Below are 17,617 nucleotides of genomic sequence, written 5' to 3'. Positions count from 1 at the left end.
CGACGCCGGGCGAGGCGCCGGGAAGCCCGCCGGCAACGGCAGGTGGCCGACCGGTCCCGGCCCGCCCCACGCCCCCGGCCGTCGCGACCGGCCGCGCCACCCCCACCTCGGCCACCGACACCGTCGCCGGCACCCACCTCGCCGCCTACGCCCTCGGCGCCGGCGAGGGTTTCGTTCTCGGTGTCGCCGCACCGCACCGCGAACCCGGCGCTCACGCCATCGCCTCGGTCGCCGCCGTGCTGCTCTCCCTCCTCACCGGCGAGCAGCAGAGCGGTACGGGAGCGGCCAGGTCGTCGGCGCTCGTACGACTGCTGCTGGGCGCCGAGCCGGAGGCGGTCGCGCCGCTGCTCGGCGGGGAGCGGTGGCTGGTCGTGCACGCCCGGCCGGACGCGCACGCTCCCGACCAGGTGGCCGCCTCCGCGCTGGGCGCGGCGCTCGGCTCACCGCTGGTCGACCTGGGCAAGGACGTCGTACGGATCCTGCTGCCCCTGGACATGCCGGCGGACCGCGAACCCGCCCCGCACCCCGGCTGGACCCTCGGCGTCAGCGCTCCCGTCGCCCCGCACGACTGGCCCGCCGCCGACGCCCAGGCCGCCCGCGCCCTGGCCCGCGCCCGCGCCACCCGCGCCGCCCTGGTCCGCCACGACCCCCGCCCCGGCCTGACGGGCCTGGTCCCCCCGGCCGAGGCGGAGGCCCACGCCCGCACCCTCCTCGCCCCGGTCACCGCCACCCCGGCCCTGACCGAGACGCTGCGCACCTGGCTGTCCCTGCACGGCAGTTGGGACCGCACGGCGGTGGCCCTGTCGGTGCACCGCAACACCGTGCGGCAGCGCATCGCCCGGTGCGCGGCGCTGCTGGAGGCGGACCTGGACGATCCGGACGTACGGATGGAACTGTGGTTCGCGCTGCGGCTGCTGTGAACTGCGGTAAGTGACCCAGAAGGGTCACTTCAGGAGGGACCCGAACTTCTCCTTGTACGCGCACAGCTGGTCGGTGTAGCCGTTGCCGAACTCCTGGCGCGCGGTCTCTCCGAAGCCGCCGCTGGGAAGACCCCCGGGCGGGGCGAACTCGGTGAGCGACCGGAATGCCTCGATGGCTGCAGCCATCCGCTGCTTGTCCTTCTTGACCAACGCGGTGCCGAGATAGTCCCCGGCCGACTTGAGGTGCTCGCGCAACTCGTTTCCGGGGTTGCCGGCCGCCTTGTTGAGGCGGGCCGGGTCGGCGAGGTCGCCCTGTCCCGTGACGCTCTTCCGCAATGCGTGCAAGGCCGCGTACAGCCGCCCGCACCGATAGGCGTCGCTCTCCCCGTTGCCAGCCATGCCCCTCCCTTATCCCTGACAAGACGACCCGCACTGTCTACCCCGAACTCGTCTCCGGCGAACGCGTGGACAGCGTCGGCATCTTCAAGTGCGGCGGGCACGACTAGGTGATCACCGTGCTCACTCACGGCAACAGCACGATGAACTACGGCATCACGACCATCCAGGGCGTCGCCAAGGTCATCCACAAAGATCTGGCCTCCGCGGGCGCCCGACGTTTCATGCAGACGCCGCCCCACCGTCACCGCCCCGCCCTACGGTGACGCCCATGCGCCTGAGAAACGTACGAACCGTGCTCGCCACCGTCACCGCCGGCCTGACGGCGGCCACCTGCCTGACCGTCGCCGGACCGGCCAACGCGCAGGTAAACCACGCCTGTTCACCCTCCGTTGCCATCGACGGCTTCTCCGACGCCCTCGACAAGGCGATGTACGAGGGGAACTACGTCGGCAACTTCTCCGCGCTCGCCGTCGACGGGAACGGCACGCTCGCCGCGCTGTCCGACCGCTCCTCGCTGTTCGCCCTGGACGGCAGGACCCTCCAGCCGAAGGGCGTCGTCCAGCTCGCCGACGAGAGCGGTGCCGCGCTCGACGCCGAGGGTCTGGTCGTCGACCTCCCCCACTCTCGGCTTCGCTCGAGCGGGGGGACCCCCATCGGTACGTACCTCGTCTCCTCCGAGACCGAGCCCTCCGTACGCCGCTACTCCCGCGACGGCCGGATCCTCGACCGGCTCCCCGTCCCGGACGCGCTCCGGGTCGCCCCGGTCGGGCGGGCCGTCGGCAACGGCACCTTCGAGGGGCTGACCATGCTGCCCGGCGGCCGTACGCTCATCGCCTCCATGGAGTACGCGCTCTCCGGTGACAGCGCGGGCATCGTCCGCCTCCAGACCTGGAAGCGTCACCACGGCAGCTTTGCGCTCGGCGCCCAGTACGCCTACCGGGCCGACAGCGGCCTCGGCGTCCCCGAGGTCACCGCGACCCCCGACGGCCGTCTGCTCGTCCTGGAGCGCGGCTTCACCGCCGGCGTGGGCAATACCGTCCGCCTGTACCTCGCCGACCCGCGCCGCGCCACGGACACCAGCGGGATCGACAACCTGACGGGACAGGACGGCGTACGACTGATCAAGAAGACGCTGCTGGCCGACCTCGCCGACTGCCCCGACCTCGGCGCCACCGCCAAACAGCCCCAGCCGAATCCGCTCCTCGACAACATCGAGGCCATGACGATCACGGGCCACCGCAACGGCCGCCTGAACGTCCTCCTGGCCAGCGACGACAACCAGAACGCAGTCCAGACGACGCGGTTCTACTCGCTGCGCGTTCGTACGTGATTGTTGCGGAGGGATGAAATCCGCTTCCGTCGACGTTGGTGCCTTCCGGAAGATCAGATCTGCAGGAGGGCACCGGCGTGGCACCGCAACGGGGATGGGCACGGAGACTGTGGGGTTACGCCTGGCGATATCCCAAGGACGTCGTCCTGGCCCTGGGCTCCTCGCTCGCCGGCATGGCCGTCATGGCCCTGGTCCCCCTGATCACCAAGGTGATCATCGACGATGTGATCGGCGACCGGACCCGGGGCATGGCCCCCTGGGCCGGCGCCCTCATCGGCGCCGCACTGCTCGTCTACGTCCTCACCTACATCCGCCGCTTCTACGGCGGCCGCCTCGCCCTCGACGTCCAGCACGACCTGCGGACGGAGATGTTCGGGACGATCACCCGGCTCGACGGCCGCCGTCAGGACGAGCTGTCCACCGGCCAGGTCGTCGGCCGGGCCACCAGCGACCTTCAGCTGATCCAGGGTCTGCTCTTCATGCTCCCGATGACCATCGGGAACGCCCTGCTCTTCCTGATCTCCCTTGTGATCATGGCGTGGCTGTCGCTTCCGCTCACGCTGGTCGCCCTGGCCGTGGCCCCCGCTCTCTGGTTCATCGCGAAGCGCTCCCGCTCCAAGCTCCACCCCGCCACCTGGTACGCCCAGGCCCAGGCCGCCGCCGTCGCGGGCGTGGTCGACGGTGCCGTCAGCGGTGTCCGCGTGGTGAAGGGATTCGGGCAGGAGGACCAGGAGACCGGCAAGCTGCGCGAGGTCGGCCGGAAGCTGTACGCCGGGCGGCTGCGCACCATCCGCCTGAACAGCAAGTACACCCCGGCCCTGCAGGCAGTCCCCGCCCTCGGCCAGGTCGCGATGCTCGCGCTCGGCGGCTGGCTGGCCGTGCGCGGCCACATCACACTCGGCACGTTCGTCGCCTTCTCCACCTATCTCGCCCAGCTCGTCGGCCCGGTCCGCATGCTGGCCCTGGTCCTCACCGTCGCCCAGCAGGCCCGCGCCGGCACGGAACGCGTCCTGGAGCTGATCGACACCGAGCCCTCGCTGACCGACGGCACCAAGGAACTCCCCGCCGACGCCCCCGCGACCGTCGAGTTCGACGACGTCTCCTTCGCCTACGACGACTCCAAGCCGGTCCTCGAGGGGCTCAGCTTCGAGATCCGCCCCGGCGAGACCCTCGCCGTCGTCGGCTCCTCGGGCTCCGGAAAATCGACCGTCTCCCTCCTCCTCCCGCGCTTCTACGACGTCACCCGCGGCGCCGTCCTCGTCGGCGGCCACGACGTCCGCGAGCTGACCCTCGACTCGCTCAGGTCCGCGATCGGGCTGGTCCCCGAGGACTCGTTCCTGTTCTCCGACACCGTCCGCAACAACATCGCGTACGGCCGCCCGGACGCCACCCAGGAGGAGATCGAGAACGCCGCCCGCGCCGCCCAGGCGGACCGTTTCATCGCCGAGCTCCCCGATGGCTACGACACCAAGGTCGGCGAGCACGGCCTGACCCTCTCCGGCGGCCAGCGCCAGCGCATCGCGCTCGCCCGCGCGATCCTCACCGACCCGCGCCTGCTCGTCCTCGACGACGCCACCTCCGCCGTGGACGCCCGCGTCGAGCACGAGATCCACGAGGCGCTCAAGCACGTCATGCAGGGCCGGACCACGCTCCTCATCGCGCATCGGCGCTCCACCCTCAACCTCGCCGACCGCATCGCCGTCCTCGACGCCGGCCGCCTCGCCGACCTCGGCACCCACGAGGAGCTCCAGCGGCGCTCGGCCCTCTACCGCCGCCTGCTCACCGACCCCGACGGACTCGGCGGCGTCTCCCCGGGCCACGCCCAGCCCGCCGTCCCGCCGGAGGACACCTCCGTACGGGACGAACTGGACGCCGAGTTCGACGCCGAGCGCGGGGTCACCCCCCGCCTGTGGACCGGCGACCGCGAGCCGAAGGACACCGCGCTCGCCGGGACGCCCGCCACCCCCGAACTCCTCGCCCAGGTCGACGCCCTGCCCCCGGCCACCGACACCCCCGAGGTCGACGAGGCGCACGCGGTCCGGCCGGAGGAGTCGTACGGCCTGAAGCGGCTGCTGAAAGGCTTCGGGCTGCCCCTGCTGGTCAGCCTCGGCCTCGTCGCCGTCGACGCCGGCATGGGACTGCTGCTGCCCGTGCTGATCCGGCACGGTATCGACAGCGGCGTGACCCAGGCCGCCCTCGGCGCCGTGTGGGCGGCCTCGCTGCTGGCGCTGCTCGCGGTGCTCGCGCAGTGGTGCGCGCAGATCGGCGAGACGCGGATGACCGGCCGGACCGGTGAACGTGTGCTGTACTCGCTCCGGCTGAAGATCTTCGCCCAGCTCCAGCGGCTCGGACTCGACTACTACGAGCGGGAGCTGACCGGCCGGATCATGACCCGGATGACGACCGACGTCGACGCCCTGTCGACGTTCCTGCAGACGGGCCTGGTCACGGCGTTCGTCTCGGTCGTCACCTTCTTCGGGATCATGGTCGCCCTGCTGGTGATCGACGTGCAGCTGGCGCTGGTCGTGTTCGCCACGCTGCCGCCGCTGATCATCGCCACCTACTTCTTCCGCCGCGCGAGCGTGAAGGCGTACGAACTCGCCCGTGAGCGCGTGTCGACGGTCAACGCCGACCTCCAGGAGACGGTGTCCGGGCTGCGGATCGTGCAGGCCTTCCGGCGTGAGCGGGGCGGCGGGCGGCGGTTCGCGGAGCGCAGCGACAGCTACCGGCAGGCCCGTATCCGCGGCCAGTGGCTGATCTCCGTGTACTTCCCGTTCGTGCAGTTCCTGTCGTCGGTCGCCGCGGCGGCGGTGCTGATCGCGGGTGCCGGGCGGGTCGAGGCGGCCACGCTGACCGCGGGCGCGCTCGTCGCGTACCTGCTGTACATCGACCTGTTCTTCGCCCCCGTCCAGCAGCTCTCCCAGGTCTTCGACGGCTACCAGCAGGCGTCCGTCTCGCTCGGCCGCATCCAGGAGCTGCTGCAGGAACCGACGTCCACGAAGCCGGCCGGTGAGCCCCGCGACGTCCGCTCCCTGCGCGGCGACATCGCCTTCGAGGACGTGCACTTCGCCTACGGGGACGAGGAGGAGGCCCTCAGCGGCATCGACCTCACCGTCCCCGCCGGGCAGACCGTCGCGTTCGTCGGCGAGACCGGCGCGGGCAAGTCGACCCTCGTCAAGCTGGTGGCGCGGTTCTACGACCCCACCAGCGGCCGGGTCACCGTCGACGGCCAGGACCTGCGTGCCCTCGACCTCACCTCGTACCGGCACCGTCTCGGCGTCGTCCCGCAGGAGGCGTACCTCTTCCCCGGCACCGTCCGCGACGCCATCGCCTACGGCCGCCCGGCCGCCACCGACGCCGAGGTCGAGGCGGCCGCCCGCGCGGTCGGCGCACACGAGATGATCGCTCAGCTCACCGGCGGCTACCTGCACGAGGTCGCCGAGCGCGGCCGCAACCTCTCCGCCGGGCAGCGGCAGTTGATCGCGCTGGCCCGCGCCGAGCTGGTCGACCCGGACGTGCTGCTCCTCGACGAGGCGACGGCCGCACTCGACCTGGCGACGGAGGCACAGGTCAACCAGGCGACGGACCGGCTGGCGGGGCGTCGTACGACCCTCGTGGTGGCGCATCGTCTGACCACCGCCGCCCGCGCGGACCGGGTCGTCGTCATGGACCACGGCCGCGTCGTGGAAGACGGCACGCATGAGGAGCTGTTGGCGCGAGGCGGGCGGTACGCGGAGCTGTGGCGCACCTTCATCGGGGTGCCGGAGGAGTCCGTCACGGCGTCCCGCTGACGGTCGTGCAACCATCCGACATACGTCGCGCGTCCGTACACCCGTACGCCATGTGTCGCGGTACGGGAGGGACGGGCGAAGTGGACAAGGGAGCGACAGGGATACGGCGGGGGCTCGCACTCGGCATGGCCGTACTCACCGCGTCCGGACTGCTCGCACTCGCGGCACCGGCCGAGGCGCAGGCGGCCGCCTCCTGCGCCGGCCGCAAGGTCAGGACCCTCCCGTTCTCCACCGGCGCCGTGCACGTCTACAAGCAGGGCCGCTACGTCTGCGCCGTCACGCGCGCCAAGAACCCCGGCCGTGAGCGGACGATGTCGGTCAGCGTTCAGGTGCGCGGTCACCAGCCAGTGGCCCGCAAGGGCAAGCGCACCCACCGCATCGGTACGCCGCTCGTGTACATGGGGCAGCGGTCCGTGCGGGTCAAGGGGTCGGTGAGCGGGGGGTCGGTGAGTTCGGGCTGGATCCTCTTCTGAACGTATGGTCAGGCGCGGGCGCCTGAAACCCCCCTGGTGTGAATGGAGTTGCTCCGATAGCTTCCGGCGCACATCTGTTCTCACAGGGAGGGTGCATGCGCAAGGCGCTCAGATGGCTGCTCGCGCTCACCGTGCTCATAGGCACCTTGAGCACGGCCGGGGCGGCCACCGCCGCCCAGCCGGAGGCCAACGGTTCCACCGACATCAAGGAAAGGCTGCTCTCCATACCGGGGATGCGGCTGGTCGAGGAGAAGCCGTACACCGGCTACCGCTTCTTCGTCCTCACGTACACCCAGCCGATCGACCACCGCAGGCCCTCCAAGGGCACGTTCGAGCAGCGGATCACCGTGCTGCACAAGGACGTCTCCCGCCCGACGGTCTTCTACACCGGCGGCTACAACGTCTCCACGAACCCCAGCCGCCGCGAGCCGACGCAGATCGTGGACGGCAACCAGGTCTCCATGGAGTACCGCTTCTTCACCCCGTCCCGGCCCAGCCCGGCCGACTGGACGAAGCTGGACATCTGGCAGGCCGCCAGCGACCAGCACCGCATCTTCAAGGCGCTCAAGCCCATCTACGACAAGAAGTGGATTTCCACGGGCGGTTCGAAGGGCGGCATGACCGCCACGTACTACGAGCGCTTCTACCCGCGCGACATGGACGGCGTCGTCGCCTACGTCGCCCCCAACGACGTCGTGAACAAGGAGGACTCGGCGTACGACGAGTTCTTCGCGAACGTCGGCACCGAGGAGTGCCGCGACCGTCTGAACGGCGTCCAGCGCGAGGCGCTCGTGCGCCGGGAGCCGATGGAGAAGAAGTACGCGGCATACGCGGCCGAGAACGGCTACACCTTCAACACCGTCGGCAGCCTCGACAAGGCCTACGAGGCCACGGTGCTCGACTACGTGTGGGGCTTCTGGCAGTACAGCCTGCTGTCCGACTGCGACACGATCCCCGTGGACGCCAAGAACGCCACCGATGAGGAGATCTGGAACTCGATCGACACGATCGCCGGGTTCTCCTTCTACACGGACCAGGGCCTGGAGCCGTACACGCCGTACTACTACCAGGCGGGCACCCAGCTGGGCGCGCCGACGATCGGGTTCCCGCACATCGAGAAGAAGTACATCCGCTACGGCTACCTGCCGCCGCGCTACTTCGTGCCGCGGGACATCGAGATGCGGTTCCAGCCGGGCGTGATGCGGGACGTGGACAGCTGGGTCCGCCACAACGCGTACCAGATGCTCTTCGTCTACGGCGAGAACGACCCGTGGGGTGCCGAGCCGTTCCGCCTCGGCAAGGGCGCGGACGACTCGTACGTCTTCACCGCCCCCGGCGCCAACCACGGCGCCAACGTGGCCGGCCTCGTCGCCGACGAGAAGGCGCTCGCCACGGCAAAGATCCTGAAGTGGGCGGGCGTCGCGTCCGCCACGGTCCAGTCGGACCCGGCGGCGGCCAAGCCGCTGGCCAAGTACGACGCCAAGCTCGACAAGCGCGGCGCGGAGCGGACCCTGCGTCCGTAACGTCGGTGCTGCGCCCGCCTCTTGGCTCACAAGGGGCGGGCGCAGCCCACCGGGTTCTCGCCGCCCAGTTCGACGTAAAGGGCCGTCGACGCCGGGCAGTCGGCGCGGGTGGTGACGGCCTCGGTCACCTCGTACTCCGGCTGCTGCTTGCCCTTGCCGTTGCACGCGGTCTCCCGGACCTGGCCGCCGCCGGAGTCGTAGACGCAGTCGCCGACGATGGTGCGAGGGCCGCCCCCGCCGCCGGGGTCGCCGGGGTGCGGCGGCTGGAGTTTGCGCATACAGGCGTAGCCCTGCGGGATCGCGCCGTCGCCGTCCTCGTCGTGCGAGGGGCGCTGTTCGCTGATGTGCAGCACGAAGTCGGTGGTCGCCGGGCACGCCGGCCCCTCGCTCACCCTGCCGTCGTGCCGCGCCACGACCCGCGCCGCCGCCCGCTCACTGGTGCAGGAGACCTCGGTGAAGCTGCTCGTACCGAAGGAACTGCACTCGTCGACCGCGAGGAACACCGCCCCGAACCCGGAAGGCCGGCTCGCCGCAGCGGACGCCGACCCCTCAGCGCCCGGCGGATCGTCCTCGGACCCCCCGTTCGCGGACGCCTGACAGCCCATCAGTGCGACCGCCAGCAGGACCGGCAGAGCCACCCCCACCGCACTTCTCCCACGCATGGTCATTCCCCCCACCCCCGTCCAGCGTGACCCGCCGCGGCGGGCCCACGCCAGACAAGCAGAGTGCTTTGCGTACGTTGGGGGTGGTGCGTCGGGTGTGCGGCGTACGGCGTCCTACGTCCAATTGACGGCTAGTACGTCAGCCCGTGGCCGATGGGATACAGCACCCGCGCCGGATCGTCGGCCCGCTGCACCGGCACCGGCAGCTTCCCGCGCGGCTCCACCCGCCCGGCGATCACCCGGGCGGCCGCCCGCAGCTCGACGTCCGTCCACGAGTACGCGGCCAGGTAGGCGCGCACACCGGGGAGTTGGGCCACGTCGTACGGATTGCGGACCGCCACTGCGACCACCGGCTTCCCGGTCGCCAGCAGCCGCTCGACCAGCGTCTTCTGCGTGCTGCTCGCCGTGACGTTGTACGTCCCGACCACCACGGCGTCCGCGTCCCCGGCCGCCGTCACGGCCTGGTCGATGGCCGTCGCCGACGGGTTGATGCCGGTCGACAGGGCGGTCGCCGTAAAGCCCAGCTCGGTCAGGGCGCTCGCGAGCACACCGGTGGGCGGGCCCGTGGTGCCCGACGGTGAGGCCGGGTCGGCGCCGACGACGAGCAGCCGGGGATGCTCGCGCCGGGACAGCGGCAGCAACTGCCCCTCGTTGACGAGCAGGGTCGTCGTCCGCTCGGCGATCCGGTCGGCCGCCGCCAGGTGCGCCTTCGTCCCCACGGTGCGGTCGACGCCGCGCGCGCTGACGTAGGGATCGTCGAACAGCCCCAGCTTCGCCTTCAGCCGCAGCACCCGCAGGATCGACTCGTCGAGCCGCTCCTCGGTCAGCTCGCCGTCCTGCACCGCCTTGAGGACCGCGTTCCAGGCGACGTCCAGCTTGGGCGCGTTGAGCAGCAGGTCCACACCCGCCTTCAGCGCCAGCACCGGCACCCGGTCGTCCCCGTACTTCGTCCGCACGCCCGCCATGTCGAGGGCGTCGGTGACCACCACCCCGTCGTAGCCCAGCTTCTCGCGCAGGATGCCGGTGAGGATGGGGCGGGAGAGGGTGGCCGGGTCGCCGGAGTCGTCCAGCGCGGGCACCAGGATGTGCGCGGTCATGATGGAGTCGATGCCGGCCTCGATCGCCGCGCGGAAGGGCGGTGCGTCCAGCGCCTCCCATTGTTCCCGGGTGTGCTTGATGGTGGGGAAGCCGTAGTGGCTGTCGACCTCGGTGTCACCGTGCCCGGGGAAGTGCTTGGCGGTCGCCGCTACCTTCGAGCGCTGGTATCCGGCGACCTCGGCGGCGACAAGGCCGGCCACCGCGGCCGGGTCCGCGCCGAAGGAACGCACGCCGATGACCGGGTTGGCGGGATTGACGTTCACGTCGGCGACCGGCGTGTAGTCCTGCCGGATGCCCATCGCACGCAGTTCCTCGCCCGCGATCCGGCCGAGCGTACGGGCGTCGGAGCGGGAGCCACCGGCGCCCATCGCCATCGCGCCCGGGAACAGAGTGGCCGGCTCGCCCACGCGGGCGACGATGCCGTGCTCCTGGTCGGTGGAGACGAGCGCGGGCAGCCCGCGCGGCAGTGCGAGGGACGCCCGCTGGATGCCGTTGGAGAGGTCGGCGATCTGGCGCGGGTCGCGGGTGTTGTGCGCCCACACGAAGTAAATGACGCCGCCCAGGCGGTACTTGGCGATCAGCTCGGCGGCCGTCCGCACGCCGAACTCCCTGAGGTTGGCGTCGATGTCGGCCTGGTCGGGGGCGGTCGCCGAGTGGCCGTAGACCCGGGAGACGAAGAGCTGGCCGACCTTCTCCTCCAGCGTCATACGGGAGATGAGGCGGCGCAGCTGGCGGTCGTCGTCGCGGGCGTGGGCGTCGGGGCCGACCGTGAGGGCCGCGGTCACGCCCGCGGTGGCGGCGAGGACGGTGCGTCTGGAGGGGATCGCGGTGTTTCCCGTGCTTCCCGTGCTGGTGTGGTGCACGTGCGCTCCTTCCGGAGGAGGTCCGCTGAAGGAAACTTCCAAAGTGCCACCAATATCCGGGAAGTTTCTGCCGGTCAAGGGGACGCACAGGGAAGGGGCGAAGGGCCGCCATCGGCGCATGGGAGGGGGGCGCGCCGATGGCGGCGGGGCGCCGGCCGCGGTACGGCGGAGAGGGTGGTCAGCGTTCGCAGCCAGCAGCGAGGCCGACACCGCACCGAGGAGACTCATCCGGCAGCCTGGCCTTTGGACGACGGCGGTGCGGGGCGGGTTCCCATTCCGCCCGGTTTCAGCGGGATTCTTGCGAGGAACCCCGGGGGTTCACGCCCGGGAGGCATCGCATCCTGGGATGAGCGGTGCGGAGCAGCCCGGTGGCATCCGGCGCGGAGCGACGGGACAGCGGGGCCTGGATGACGGGGGAATTTTCTGTGTTCGAATGTGAGGCCTGGGAGTTCCGGCTGGCGTCGCAGGTGTGAAGCTGGTGGTGCAGGTGAAGCTGCTGCCGACGCCCGTGCAGGCGGCGGCACTTCAGGCGACTCTGCACGCCTGCAACCAAGCGGCCACGTGGGCCGGCGAGGTGGCATTCGAAAAGGACGTGAAGAAGAACTTCGCACTGCGCAAGCTCACCTATGACGAGGTGAAGGCGCGGTGGAACCTGGGGGCCCAGGCCGCCCAGCACGTGATCAAGAAGACCTGTGACGCCTACGCGGCGCTGACGGCGAATCTGAAGGCCGGGAACCTCGGCAAACCCGGCTCGAAGCGGTACCGCAGGGCCACCGAGAAACCGATCACCTTCCGACCGGAAGGGGCGCAGCCCTACGACGACCGGATGCTGTCCTGGCAGATCCCCGAACGGCGGCTCTCGATCTGGACCGTGTCGGGACGGATGAAGGACGTGGCGTTCACCGCCTCCACAGAGCAGATGGCCACCCTGGCCCTGTACCGGCGGGGCGAGTCGGACCTGGTGTGCCGGGACGGCATGTGGTTCCTGCTGGCCACCTGCGAGGTTCCCGAGGCCGAGCCGGACACGGATCCGGTGGACTTCCTCGGTATCGACCTGGGCATTGTGAACATCGCCACCACCTCCGACGGTGAGATCATGGCCGGGCGGGAGCTGAACCGCACGCGGCTGCGGGAACGCAAGCTGCGCACCAAGCTCCAGAAGAAGAACACCCCGTCCGCCAAGCGCCGGCTGAAGAAGCGGCGCCGCAAGGAGGCGCGGCGGGCGCGGGACATCAACCACAAGATCGCCAAGCATGTGGTGGCCGAGGCGGAACGCACCGGTCGCGGGATCGCCCTGGAAGATCTGACGGGCATCCGCGAGCGGGTACGGCTTCGCAAGCCCCAACGGGCCACCCACTCCAGCTGGTCCTTCGCCCAGCTGGGGGCGTTCATCACGTACAAGGCCCGCCGGGCGGGGGTACCGGTGGTGCACGTCGATCCGGCGTACACCTCCCGCACCTGCGCCGAGTGCGGCCACCTCGACCAGGCGAACCGGGTCTCGCAGGCCTGGTTCGCGTGCCGGAACTGCGGCGTCGTTGCGCACGCGGACCGATGGGGGCACCTCCCGCTCGAGCGAAGCCGAGAGTGGGGGAGGCTCCCGCAACATCCGCGCGCGTGCGTGGGAGTTGTGGCGACGCGGGGCCCAGTCAACGGCCCCTGCCCCACCACCGGAGCGCACGCGCCGGGGCGGGGCTGGACGCAAACGCAGCATCACCGCCAGTGATGCCCGTTGTGCAAGCCCGGCGCTTTAGCGCCGGGTAGTTGACGGAAGTTGGGCACTCCGCCGCAGAGACCCTCCGGAGCGGCGGTCGGTCACGCCGAGTCGTTGAGGAGGCGTCCGAGGTGCTCCCGGCCGCCGTCCAGCAGACCGGGAAGCGGCGCGGCCGCCTCGTACCACCGCTTCTCGTACTCCCAGCACAGCCAGCCGTCCCAGCCGTGCCGGGAGAGGATCTCGACGCACTCGGCGAGCGGGAGGACGCCCGCGCCGAGGGGGAGCGGGGTGGTGTCGGTGGCGGAGGCGATGTCCTTGACCTGGACGTAGCCCAGGTAGGGGGACAGGGCCGCATAGCTCTCCGAGGGCTGCTCGCCGCCCAGCCAGGTGTGCATCACGTCCCACAGGGCGCCGACCTGGCGGTGGCCGACCTGGCCGAGGATGCGGATCGCGTCGGCGGCGGTGCGGTGCGAGTCGTGGGTCTCGAGGAGGATGCGGACACCTGCGTCGGCGGCGTACTCGGCGGCCGTGCCCAGACGGCGGGCGGCGGTCGCGTCCGCCTCGGCGGGCTCCTGGTCCGGGCCGCCTCCGGGGAAGACCCGGATGTACGGGGCACCCAGATCGCGGGCCAGGTCGAGGAGGTCGCGGATCTCGGCGAGCACGGGCTCGTCGTCGCCCGGCGCGGCCACGCGCGCGTACCCGGCGAGGCCCAGGATCTCGACGCCGGCCGCCTTGAACTCGGCGACCGTGTCGGCCCGTGCGGTGAGGCCGAGGCCGGGGTGGACCGGCTCTTCCGGGTGTGCGCGCAGCTCGACGCCGTGGTAGCCGTGGGCGGCCGCGAGCCGGGCCACCTCCGGTACGGGGAGGCCGGGGACGCCGAGGGTGGAGAACGCCAGTTTCATGTACCCAGCTTCATACACACCGGCGTTCCCGTCACTCCGGTGTCGCGTGCAGATCCAGCCGCCAGTCCTGGCCGACCAGGTCCTTGCCGAAGGAACGATGCGGTTTCTCGGCGACCAGGACGAAGCCATGGCGCTGGTAGATGCCCCGGGCGGCGGTCAGAACGTCGTTCGTCCACAGCACCAGGTCGCGGTAGCCGACACCGCGAGCGAAGTCCACGACGGCCGTGACGAGCCGGTCCCCGATGCCGAGCCCGCGCACGTCCGGCTCGACGAGCAGAAGCCGCAGCCGGGCGGTGCCGGGCGCCTCGTCGCGTACACACATCACACACCCCACCGGCCGCCCGGCCAGCTCGGCGATCCACGCCCGCTCCAGATGCGGATCGTGGTCCTCCGCGAAATCGGCGACGATCCTCGCCACCAGCCCCTCGTAGTCGGTGTTCCAGCCGAACTCGGCGGCATACAGCGCGCCGTTGCGCTGCACGATCCAGCCGAGGTCGCCGGGGCCGGGATCACGCAGCATGACGTCTTTGGGGTCCTCGGGGCGCGCTGCCCGGCCGCCGCCCAGGATCGTACGGACCGTCCGCATCGCCTCCGCGAGCCGCGGCCGGTCGTCCGACGGCACCGTGGCCAGCAGCGCCCCCACCGTCTCCCGCGCCCGCTCGTCGAGCAGACCGGCCGCCTCCCGGCCGGGCGCGGTGAGGGTGATATGGCGGCGGCGCGGATCCCGCTCCGACGGTCCGCGCTCGATCAGCCCGTCCTTCTCGAACCTGTTCAGGATGCGGCTCAAGTACCCGGCGTCCAGATGGAGTTCGGCACGCAGATCGGCGGCGTCCGTGCCCGCGGAGTGCGCGAGCTCGTACAGGACGCGGGCCTCGGTGAGGGTGTAGGGGGCGTAGAGGTGGCGGCCGTAGTCGAGGGCGCCGATGACGTTGGTGTAGAAGCGATTGAAGGCGCGGATGTCCTGGACGGTCATGATCGTCGACCCTCCGGATCGTTGACTCAGTCAGAGATATCGTTGGGTCGAGCGTAGGACTCCCGCGCCCTCCGCGGCTACCCCTCGGCGGCCGGCCGGTAGACGCACACGTTCACGCCCGTCTTCCCGGTGACCGTGGAGACCAGCTCGAACGGCCGCTTCCCGCCGTCCTCCGGGAAGATCGACTTGCCGCCGCCGAGCAGCACCGGCATCACGATCAGCTGGAGCTCGTCCACCAGCCCCTCGCTCAGCAGCGTCCGGACCAGCGTGGGGCTGCCCATCATCGCCAGGTCGCCGCCCTCGGCCGCGCGCAGCTCCCGGATCCGGGCCACGGCCTCGCCGCCGGGGATGAGGGTGGAGTTGTTCCAGGTCAGGTCGGCGTCGGTGAGGGTGCTGGAAACGACGTACTTCTTGAGAGAGTTCATCTTGTCGGCGAACGGGTCGTCGCCCGCCCGCTCGGGCCACGCCGCGGCCATCGTCTGCCACGTACGCCGCCCGAACAGCAGCGCCTCGGCCCTGCTCAGCCCCCCGTCGAAGACCGGGCCGAGCACCTCCGGGTCGAAGTACGGGTGCGACCAGCCGCCGTGCGCGAACCCGCCGTCGGTGTCTTCCTCGGGCCCGCCGGGCGCCTGCACGACTCCGTCGATGCTGATGAACTCGGTGACCACGATGCGCATGGGGTTCACTCCTTGAGCTGTCCGGGCCGGTTGCGGCAATGACAGCACTGATGACTGCCGCACCGCCCGGAAATCATCGCGCGGTGGACGGATTTTTCACCGCTGACGTACGACCGGCGGCGGCCCCTGAGCCCACACCGGCCGCACCGCGACCCGGCTGAACCGCCAGTCGTTTGGAGTACGGCGCAGGTCGGCCTCGCAGCGGCTGCCGACGGTGAACAGCGTGTCGTCGTCGTACACATGGGTCATCAGGGCGTTCCAAGAGGCGGTGCCCCGCTCGCCGTCGACGTCGACGAGGAGCCCGGAGGCCATGTGCTGCGTTCGCGTAAAGCGCCCGAGCGCCTCCTCCGTGAGCCGGGTGGCGGCCTCGATGCCCTCCTCGACACCGACGGGCGCCTCCAGTCGTACGTCCGGCGTGACGAAGGGGCGCATCCAGTCCGGGGCGAAGTCGCGGACGTCGAGGGCGCGGAAGTAGCGGTGGATGAGGGTGTGGATGTCCATGGGGCTGTTGTGATCGGTCATGGGGAGAGAGTCGTACGTCAAGGGGACTTGAGGTCAAGGACGCGACTCCCGAACCAGACCCCACGCAGACGTGCTAGCGGGCAGCCGGTTCTGTGTCGTAGTCGTGCCGGGCCTGTTCGACCCTGTCCAGGTTCTCGGCGGCCCATTCGGCCAGGTGCGCGAAGAGCGGGGCGAGGCTGCGGCCGAGTTCGCTGATCTCGTACTCGACCCGAGGGGGGACCTCCGGGTGGTACGTGCGCACGATCAGGCCGTCGCGCTCCAGTTGCCGCAACCGCTGCGTCAGCACCTTGGGCGTGATCTTCGCGATGCGCCGCTCCAGTTCGACGAAGCGCTGCCGGCCGTGGGTGTGGAGCGTCCACAGGATCGGTGTGGTCCAGCGGCTGAAGACGATGTCCACGACCGGGCTGATCGGGCAGGCGAGTTCCGGTTCGGTGGCCCCGGCCGGCGTCCAGGTCGTCGTGTCGGGCGCCATGCGCATCCCCCTGGGGTAGCCACTTTCCTCTAGGTACCCACTATACCGACGGTGTTAGCGTCCTTCCACCGCCCGGAGAGCCGGCCTCCGGGGCCCTTTCAGCAGATTCAAATGCCCTGCCAAACATGGGAGTTGGACATGATCGTAGTGACGGGTGCGACCGGCAACGTGGGACGTTCGCTCGTACGGACCCTGGCCGCGGCCGGCGAGCCGGTGACCGCGACCTCGCGCAGGATCGCCGACGCGGATCTGCCCCAGACGGTGCTGCGGCGACCGGCGGATCTCGTCGACGCGGAGAGTCTGCGGCCGGTCCTCGACGGCGCCGACGCGCTGTTCCTGCAGAACGGCGGCCCCAGCGCGCACCTGCTCAGCCCCCGGGACCTCGTGGACGTCGCCAAGGCGGGCGGAGTGCGGCGGATCGTGCTGCTGTCCTCCCAAGGGGTCGCGACCCGGCCCGGATCGGCCTCGCACGGGGACGTCGCCCGGGCCATCGAGGACGCGGTACGGCAGTCCGGGCTGGAGTGGACCGTCCTACGGCCCGGCGGCTTCGCCTCCAACACCTACGCCTGGGCCGAGCCGGTCCGCACCCGGCGGACCGTCGCCGCGCCGTTCGGCGATGTCGGGCTGCCCGTCATCGACCCGGACGACATCGCCGAGGTCGCCGCGGCGGCGCTGCGCGAAGGAGGCCAACATGCGGGGCAGACCTACGAGTTGACCGGTCCCGCCCTCATCACGCCCCGGCAGCAGGCCGAGGCCGTCGGGGACGCGCTCGGCGAACCCGTCCGCTTCGTCGAGCAGACCCGCGACGAGGCCCGGGCCCAGATGCTGCGGTTCATGCCCGAACCGGTGGTCGAGACCACGCTGAGCATCCTGGGTGAGCCCACGCCCGCCGAGCAGCGGATCAGCCCCGACGTCGAGCGGGTCCTCGGCCGTACGCCCGGCACGTTCGCGGACTGGGCGCGGCGCCATGTCGCCGCCTTCCGCTAGGCGCTGCCCTTCAGTCGGCCGAGTCCGCCTGTCGCCAGCTTCTGCTGTAGAAGGCGAAGGCAACGTCAAAGGCCCGTCCCCTCGCCGTCCTCCTGCACCATCGAGGTGACCTGGCTGGAAAGCCGCCCCTTCTCCGGGGCGGCATGCCTCACCCCCGCGGCACCCCCGAAGAGCCCCGCACCATCAACTCCCCCCGCACCGTCGCGATCCCCCCGGGCGGCGGCTCCTCCCGCCCCATGGCGATCCGCCCGGCCCGCGCCCCCGCCTGCGCGAGCGGCAGCCGCACCGTCGTCAGCGAAGGCACCGCGTCGATG

Annotated in this window: 14 protein-coding genes and 3 pseudogenes; 8 read left to right on the top strand and 9 right to left on the bottom strand. The window is 71.1% G+C overall.

Translation table 11 applies throughout. The features are described from left to right. Positions 1-920 (top strand): PucR family transcriptional regulator (locus ACTWQJ_RS25650; RefSeq protein WP_443308928.1); only part of this gene is annotated, 920 nt, incomplete at its 5' end. 24 nt (positions 921-944) lie between these two features. Here the strand turns inward: ACTWQJ_RS25650 and ACTWQJ_RS25645 are convergent. Further along, complete coding sequence (locus ACTWQJ_RS25645; protein ID WP_443308929.1) at positions 945-1,319, bottom strand: hypothetical protein; 375 nt, start codon at positions 1,317-1,319, stop codon at positions 945-947. Positions 1,320-1,375: 56 nt separating this feature from the next. Here ACTWQJ_RS25645 and ACTWQJ_RS25640 point away from each other — a divergent pair. From ACTWQJ_RS25640 to ACTWQJ_RS25620, 5 genes and pseudogenes are all read left to right on the top strand, one after another. Further along, positions 1,376-1,582: pseudogene (locus tag ACTWQJ_RS25640) on the top strand (hypothetical protein); the annotation flags it as partial. A gap of 5 nt (positions 1,583-1,587) precedes the next feature. Continuing rightward, positions 1,588-2,649: an esterase-like activity of phytase family protein gene (locus ACTWQJ_RS25635; RefSeq protein ID WP_443308927.1), complete on the top strand. Its 1,062-nt coding sequence runs from the start codon at positions 1,588-1,590 to the stop codon at positions 2,647-2,649. A gap of 77 nt (positions 2,650-2,726) precedes the next feature. Beyond that, on the top strand, positions 2,727-6,440 hold the full coding sequence (locus tag ACTWQJ_RS25630) for an ABC transporter ATP-binding protein (RefSeq protein ID WP_443308926.1): 3,714 nt from the start codon (positions 2,727-2,729) through the stop codon (positions 6,438-6,440). Positions 6,441-6,520: 80 nt separating this feature from the next. Further along, entirely contained in the window at positions 6,521-6,913 is a 393-nt protein-coding gene (locus ACTWQJ_RS25625) for a hypothetical protein (protein WP_443308925.1), read from the top strand. 95 nt (positions 6,914-7,008) lie between these two features. Further along, positions 7,009-8,436, top strand: coding sequence for a S28 family serine protease (locus tag ACTWQJ_RS25620; protein WP_443308924.1), 1,428 nt, complete (start codon positions 7,009-7,011; stop codon positions 8,434-8,436). A gap of 26 nt (positions 8,437-8,462) precedes the next feature. Here the strand turns inward: ACTWQJ_RS25620 and ACTWQJ_RS25615 are convergent, their stop codons facing one another. After that, on the bottom strand, positions 8,463-9,098 hold the full coding sequence (locus tag ACTWQJ_RS25615; protein WP_443308923.1) for a hypothetical protein: 636 nt from the start codon (positions 9,096-9,098) through the stop codon (positions 8,463-8,465). Between the two features lie 131 nt (positions 9,099-9,229). Continuing rightward, the gene (locus tag ACTWQJ_RS25610; protein WP_443308922.1) at positions 9,230-11,059 is read right to left on the bottom strand and encodes a glycoside hydrolase family 3 protein; all 1,830 of its coding nucleotides are present in this window, start codon (positions 11,057-11,059) and stop codon (positions 9,230-9,232) included. 469 nt (positions 11,060-11,528) lie between these two features. Between ACTWQJ_RS25610 and ACTWQJ_RS25605 the strand changes: the two are divergent. Next, positions 11,529-12,810 (top strand): annotated as a pseudogene (locus tag ACTWQJ_RS25605) (RNA-guided endonuclease InsQ/TnpB family protein). A gap of 61 nt (positions 12,811-12,871) precedes the next feature. On the opposite strand, the gene ACTWQJ_RS25600 reads toward ACTWQJ_RS25605, so the two are convergent. The 5 genes from ACTWQJ_RS25600 to ACTWQJ_RS25580 all read right to left on the bottom strand — a co-directional run bounded on the left by ACTWQJ_RS25600 (position 12,872) and on the right by ACTWQJ_RS25580 (position 16,322). Then, a complete protein-coding gene (locus tag ACTWQJ_RS25600) occupies positions 12,872-13,672 on the bottom strand; it encodes a sugar phosphate isomerase/epimerase family protein (protein WP_443308921.1) in 801 nt (266 codons plus the stop codon). A 31-nt stretch (positions 13,673-13,703) separates the two neighbouring features. Beyond that, positions 13,704-14,645: a bifunctional helix-turn-helix transcriptional regulator/GNAT family N-acetyltransferase gene (locus ACTWQJ_RS25595; RefSeq protein ID WP_443308920.1), complete on the bottom strand. Its 942-nt coding sequence runs from the start codon at positions 14,643-14,645 to the stop codon at positions 13,704-13,706. Positions 14,646-14,722: 77 nt separating this feature from the next. Then, positions 14,723-15,322 carry a dihydrofolate reductase family protein gene (locus ACTWQJ_RS25590; protein ID WP_443308919.1) on the bottom strand — a complete coding sequence of 200 codons (600 nt, stop codon included), beginning with the start codon at positions 15,320-15,322 and terminating at the stop codon, positions 14,723-14,725. A 96-nt stretch (positions 15,323-15,418) separates the two neighbouring features. Next, the gene (locus ACTWQJ_RS25585) at positions 15,419-15,844 is read right to left on the bottom strand and encodes a nuclear transport factor 2 family protein (RefSeq protein ID WP_443308918.1); all 426 of its coding nucleotides are present in this window, start codon (positions 15,842-15,844) and stop codon (positions 15,419-15,421) included. Positions 15,845-15,917: 73 nt separating this feature from the next. Further along, positions 15,918-16,322 (bottom strand): winged helix-turn-helix transcriptional regulator, encoded by a 405-nt coding sequence (locus tag ACTWQJ_RS25580; RefSeq protein ID WP_443308917.1) that lies wholly within the window; start codon positions 16,320-16,322, stop codon positions 15,918-15,920. Between the two features lie 132 nt (positions 16,323-16,454). On the opposite strand from ACTWQJ_RS25580, the gene ACTWQJ_RS25575 reads away from it, so the two are divergent. Further along, positions 16,455-17,303: an NAD(P)H-binding protein gene (locus ACTWQJ_RS25575; RefSeq protein ID WP_443308916.1), complete on the top strand. Its 849-nt coding sequence runs from the start codon at positions 16,455-16,457 to the stop codon at positions 17,301-17,303. Positions 17,304-17,451: 148 nt separating this feature from the next. On the opposite strand, the pseudogene ACTWQJ_RS25570 reads toward ACTWQJ_RS25575, so the two are convergent. Next, positions 17,452-17,617: pseudogene (locus ACTWQJ_RS25570) on the bottom strand (LacI family transcriptional regulator); the annotation flags it as partial.

It is taken from the genome of Streptomyces sp. KR55, assembly GCF_052245645.1.
Lineage (GTDB): Bacteria > Actinomycetota > Actinomycetes > Streptomycetales > Streptomycetaceae > Streptomyces > Streptomyces flavusporus.
The sequence above is the reverse complement of the archived record's forward strand: the minus strand, read 5'-3'. Positions and strand labels throughout refer to the sequence as shown.

Coding starts and splice junctions, on each gene's coding strand:
- ACTWQJ_RS25645 (WP_443308929.1), bottom strand. CDS start 1,319: ATGGCTGGCAACGGGGAGAGCGACGCCTATCGGTGCGGGCGGCTGTAC.
- ACTWQJ_RS25635 (WP_443308927.1), top strand. CDS start 1,588: ATGCGCCTGAGAAACGTACGAACCGTGCTCGCCACCGTCACCGCCGGC.
- ACTWQJ_RS25620 (WP_443308924.1), top strand. CDS start 7,009: ATGCGCAAGGCGCTCAGATGGCTGCTCGCGCTCACCGTGCTCATAGGC.
- ACTWQJ_RS25615 (WP_443308923.1), bottom strand. CDS start 9,098: ATGCGTGGGAGAAGTGCGGTGGGGGTGGCTCTGCCGGTCCTGCTGGCG.
- ACTWQJ_RS25600 (WP_443308921.1), bottom strand. CDS start 13,672: ATGAAACTGGCGTTCTCCACCCTCGGCGTCCCCGGCCTCCCCGTACCG.
- ACTWQJ_RS25595 (WP_443308920.1), bottom strand. CDS start 14,645: ATGACCGTCCAGGACATCCGCGCCTTCAATCGCTTCTACACCAACGTC.
- ACTWQJ_RS25590 (WP_443308919.1), bottom strand. CDS start 15,322: ATGCGCATCGTGGTCACCGAGTTCATCAGCATCGACGGAGTCGTGCAG.
- ACTWQJ_RS25585 (WP_443308918.1), bottom strand. CDS start 15,844: ATGACCGATCACAACAGCCCCATGGACATCCACACCCTCATCCACCGC.
- ACTWQJ_RS25580 (WP_443308917.1), bottom strand. CDS start 16,322: ATGCGCATGGCGCCCGACACGACGACCTGGACGCCGGCCGGGGCCACC.
- ACTWQJ_RS25575 (WP_443308916.1), top strand. CDS start 16,455: ATGATCGTAGTGACGGGTGCGACCGGCAACGTGGGACGTTCGCTCGTA.